4 protein-coding genes are annotated in these 3,322 nt (G+C 62.1%); 2 read left to right on the top strand and 2 right to left on the bottom strand.

Translation table 11 applies throughout. The features are described from left to right. Positions 1–45: 45 nt before the first annotated feature. The gene (locus NW853_RS12740; RefSeq protein WP_414349185.1) at positions 46–1,398 is read right to left on the bottom strand and encodes a TldD/PmbA family protein; all 1,353 of its coding nucleotides are present in this window, start codon (positions 1,396–1,398) and stop codon (positions 46–48) included. 140 nt (positions 1,399–1,538) lie between these two features. Then, positions 1,539–1,934 (bottom strand): hypothetical protein, encoded by a 396-nt coding sequence (locus NW853_RS12735; protein ID WP_414334649.1) that lies wholly within the window; start codon positions 1,932–1,934, stop codon positions 1,539–1,541. A gap of 108 nt (positions 1,935–2,042) precedes the next feature. Between NW853_RS12735 and NW853_RS12730 the strand changes: the two genes are divergently transcribed. Further along, a complete protein-coding gene (locus NW853_RS12730) occupies positions 2,043–2,351 on the top strand; it encodes a TIGR02450 family Trp-rich protein (protein WP_414334651.1) in 309 nt (102 codons plus the stop codon). A gap of 305 nt (positions 2,352–2,656) precedes the next feature. Next, complete coding sequence (gene ispF / locus NW853_RS12725; protein ID WP_414334653.1) at positions 2,657–3,130, top strand: 2-C-methyl-D-erythritol 2,4-cyclodiphosphate synthase; 474 nt, start codon at positions 2,657–2,659, stop codon at positions 3,128–3,130. The last annotated feature ends 192 nt before the right edge of the window (positions 3,131–3,322 follow it).

Here is a 3,322-nt window from a genome sequence, read left to right as displayed (position 1 = left end):
AAATGCTCTGCCCGGCTGTGGAGGGCCTTGCCTGCCGCTTCAGGATTAGCCCGCCGTTACCGATACATCTTCGATGCGCAGAGCCGGAAAGGCCGTGGTGCCGTTGAAAACAGTTACCTCTTGTGAGATGGCGGAGATATTGCGCAAACAATCGTAGAGGTTGCCGGCAATGGTGGTCTCCAGGATGGGGCGCTTCTCGCCACCTTTGACCAAAAAGCCCCCCTTCACCACTCCGGAAAAATCGCCGGTGATCGGGTTGCTGCTGCCGGAAAGCCGCGTGACGATAATGCCCCGCTCCATCGCATACAGCTCAGACAAAGGGGTTGTCCCCGGGGCCACGCTCAGACAGGCCGGCCCCACGCCCGGCAAGCTGCCCGCCCCCCCTGTGGCATGGCCGTTGGAGGGAACGCCGGCAGCCCGGCCTTCGTAGCTGTTGTACATGAAGTTGCAGAGGATCCCTTCGTGGATCAGGGGGGTAATTTGGCGTGGCATCCCCTCGCGGTCGAAGGGCTCGATGGGGTGGCCGGGCAAGCCCAGCCCCTCGGAAACCAAGGTCAACAGGGGGCTGGCGATCAGGGATCCCATCTTCTGCGCCAGCGGGCTTTTGCCCTTGCGCACCGCGTCCGCCCCCAGCACAAAGAGGAGGTCTCCCAGAAACTCCTCCACCACATCCGGCGGCAGGACGATGGGGCCGCGAAAACTCTCCCCCTCCCTAGCCCCTAGGGCCCCCACACACTTTTGCACAAAGCGCTCAAAAGCCCGCTCCAGCGCCGGCAGCAGCTCCGCCCGCTTCTGCACACTGTCGCCGTCGTAGGCAAAGCTGCCCACCTCGTCCCCATCGATGGCCATGCCAAACAGGGATCCGCCCGCCTCGACGCTGTGGTAGTTGGCGCGGATGCCGGTGGAAGAAGCAATGGCCACGGTATCCTCTTCCACGCTGAAGGAGCCGCTGTCAATGGTGATGCGGGGATCTTTGGATCGCACCCACTCCACCAGTTGGGATCCCAGTTGCGTCAGCTCGGCAGCATCCAGTTCCAGCAGGCCTGGGTCGAGGGCAAAGGGCACCTGGGGCAGAGGCTGGGGATCCGGCAGGCCGTTGAGGGGATCCGCCGGCGAAGCCTTGGCCATGGCCACCGCCTCAGCCGCTGTCTCGGCCAGCTCTTCCGGGCGGTTGGAAGTGGCAAAGCCCAGCCTGCCGCCGCAGAAAACCCGGATGCCGAACAGGGTCTCGCTGCTGCTGCGGGCCAGGTTGAGGTCATTTTTCTCAAAAGTTACTTCCGTCTCACGGCCTGAGTTGGCAAACACCTCTGCTTGGTCGGCCCCGGCAGCCAAGGCCTTTTGCACACCCTGTTCGCAAAGATCCAGCAGGTTTTCAGGAGCAATGACGGAGCCGGCCATAGAACTTGAGAGCTGCAAGAGAACAGTTCTATTATCGACCCTGCTGCCAAGACCTGCCCCAACAGCAGGGGGCAGATGATCTCAACTGGTCACTTAGGCTTGGGATCCCTTTGCCGGCAGCTTTGCGGATCCCTGGCGCATCAGGGCTGCTCCAGCGGCTGATCCGAGAACAGCAAGGGGGCAATGTTGGCGGCTTGGTTGAGCGGGATCTCGTCGTGGATGGCGTACTGATAAAACTGATCCAGCCGCTGACACAGACCTTCTGGGGTCAAAGCTTGCACATTGGAGCTGATGATGTAACTCTGGGCAGGAGAGGCCCGAAACGCCTGAAAGGCTTTGCGACAAAACGCCTGCTTGGCCTCAGGATCCGCCTGGCGCCACTCCGGCCCTGTGAGTTTGCCAGAGAGTGCCGGCTCAGTTGCCGCCCAAGCGCTGGACGCGACCAGGGGCAGTCCCGTTGCCCAAACCAGCCAGGCCAGGAGGAGCAGCAATACCTGCTGCCAAGAGAACCCAAGCCGTTGCTTGTGTTGCACCATAGGTGGATATGCTGAGGGAAGGAGCTTGGAATGCCGAAGCACCCTTAGCGATCCTATCGCCCCCGGTCTCCCCCATCCAGCCAAGGACAGCCCTGGAGCTCTCTACTTATGGCTCGCAGCAAACCCCGCCAAAAACAGCGCTTTCCCCATCTGCTGGGCTCCAAGTGGACTTCTGTCCAGCCTGTGATGGGTTGGCGACATTTTCAGGTCGCCGCCCGCCAAGAGGGGCAAGGGGGGCTGGTGTTTGCCGAGCTGAGGGCCGTCTGCGATCCCCAGGTGCGCCTCTGGGTCAACGCCGCCACCCTCAAAAACCGGGATCTCTGGCAGCCGGGCTGGACGCCGCTGGAAGACGGGATCCCCTGCGGATCTGGCGGATCGTCTCTCTCCAGAGACTCAGGGATCCCCGGATCCCTCTAGCGCTGTATTCTTCTAGCTACAAGACTTTTGAGGAGAAAACGATGCCCAGGTGTGATGTCTGTGGGAAAGAGCTCAGCTACGGCGACTATCAATGGGCCAAGCGCTGTACCAATCCCTACGGGAAATCCCACCTTATCTGCTTCGACTGCTACAGCGGTTCTTCCTGTCCCATCTGCTCCTCCCCTCTCGAGTCGGCAGAATAGAAAGAAGTCGTTCTCAACAGCCGTTTTTCCTCTCCCGGTGAGCCAAGCTCTTGGAAGGAAGTTGGCAAAAGTCTCGCTGGTGTTCCCAAGGGAGCCGCAACAGTGCGCATTGGCCAGGGCTATGACATCCACCGTCTCGTAGAAGGGCGCCCCCTGATCCTAGGCGGGATCCGGATCCCTTACGAAAAGGGTCTGTTGGGTCACAGCGACGCCGACGTGCTCACCCACGCCATCATGGACGCCCTCCTAGGAGCCGCCGCCCTGCGGGACATCGGCTACTACTTTCCCCCGGAAGAGGAGCGCTGGAAAGGGGCAGACAGCATTCTCCTCTTGCAGCAGGTGGTGCAGTTGGTAAGCCAAGAGGGCTGGCGCATTGCCAACGTCGATAGCGTCGTGGTGGCAGAGCAGCCCAAGCTCAAGCCCCACATCCCCGCCATGCAGGCCCGCCTGGCCGAGGCCATGCAACTATCGCCCAAACAGGTAGGCGTGAAGGCCACCACCAACGAAAAACTCGGCCCCGTCGGCCAGGGAGAGGCCATGGCTGCCTTTGCCGTCGCCCTGCTGGTGGAACGCTGAGCTGCCGGCTTGCGGAAAGCACCTGGCCGTTGCCCTGCCCAAGCTGCCAAACTGGCAAGCAATCGCTCCCTCAAAAAACCAATTGGCCCCCATTGTCGTGAAACCCCCTGCCGCCTCGATCCCAGCTCCCCTCTACCTCTGGGAGAGGGGCCGGGGGGGCGGGTGTCGTCCCCCCGGGGCGGGGGCGGGGGG

The sequence above is a fragment of the Synechococcus sp. H55.11 genome (genome assembly GCF_047462475.1).
Lineage (GTDB): Bacteria > Cyanobacteriota > Cyanobacteriia > Thermostichales > Thermostichaceae > Thermostichus.
This window is presented reverse-complemented; position numbering and strand designations above follow the sequence as displayed.